The sequence below is a fragment of the Brachybacterium tyrofermentans genome, from assembly GCF_014897585.1.
GTDB lineage: Bacteria > Actinomycetota > Actinomycetes > Actinomycetales > Dermabacteraceae > Brachybacterium > Brachybacterium tyrofermentans.
In genome coordinates this window covers 1-1,090 of sequence record NZ_JABUXW010000090.1, presented here as the reverse complement: position 1 = coordinate 1,090, position 1,090 = coordinate 1, and the positions used below count along the sequence as shown (strand labels likewise).

The 1,090-nt window shown below is 65.1% G+C and carries 1 protein-coding gene; it reads left to right on the top strand.

Going from position 1 to position 1,090, the window contains the following annotated elements; genetic code table 11:
• Positions 1–44: 44 nt before the first annotated feature.
• Entirely contained in the window at positions 45–965 is a 921-nt protein-coding gene (locus INT49_RS20830) for an ABC transporter ATP-binding protein (RefSeq protein WP_226851143.1), read from the top strand.
• Positions 966–1,090: the final 125 nt, after the last annotated feature.

The following is a 1,090-nucleotide window of genomic DNA, read 5'->3' as shown; positions in this document are numbered from 1 at the left end:
CACCCGGCAGAGAGGCTGTTCGACCGGCCCCTTACACAGAAAACTTGACACCTCCCATCGTCGACCCGATCACCTCACTGGCCGGAGCATTCGCCACCCTCCAGAGCGGCCTCGCCGCCGCCGCGCGCATCCGTGAGACCGAAAACCTCGAACTCGAAGACACGCACGCTCGCCCCGCCGATGCATCTGCCCACCTGAGCGTCCCCGATGCCCCGGTGCTCGCGCTCCGTGCGGTCACAGCGGGCTATGCCGACGCAGAAGCCCCCGCGCTGCGCGACGTAACATTCGCCATCCCACGGCAGGGGCATATCGCGCTCGTAGGCCCGTCCGGTGCTGGAAAGACCACTGTCTTCTCGCTGCTGCTCCGCTTCATCGACCCTGCCGCGGGGCGGCTTGAACTGAACGGCGTCCCCTACGACCGGTTGAGCATTGATGATGTCAGGTCCCACATCGCCTACGTCGAACAGGAGACCCCGGTGATCCCCAGCACTGTTCGCGACAACGTGCTCTTCCGCGCTCCCGACGCCACCGACGACGAAGCATGGGAGGCGCTGACGTCGGTGCGCCTCGATCAGAAGATTCGCTCCCTGAATGGCGGGCTGAACGCGGACGTTGCCGAGACCAGTCTCTCTGGTGGGGAGCGTCAGCGCCTCGCCGTCGCACGAGCGCTGGTGCGCCGCCCGAATGTGCTGCTGCTGGACGAGGCAACCGCCCAGCTCGACGCGACTACCGAAGCGGCCATCCAGCACGTCATCGCCACCGCTTCGCGAGAGGGCGCGGTCGTCACTATCGCGCACCGTCTATCCACCGTGCTCGATGCCGACCAGATCATCGTCCTCGAAAACGGTGGTGTGCGAGATGCAGGAACCCACCGCGAACTCCTCACCCGCGACCCCCTCTACCAAGAGTTCATCGCCGCGCTACGCATCCACACTGACACCGACCTCGCCCCGACCGAAGCGTAGGAACGGTCCGAGGACCTCACCGGAATATGCAACAGACAGGGGTCACAGGCGCACGCGCCGAAGGAGGGTGTGAGCTGCTGCGGTGATTTCGGACAGCGGATTCGGTTGATTTCTTATGCTGTCGT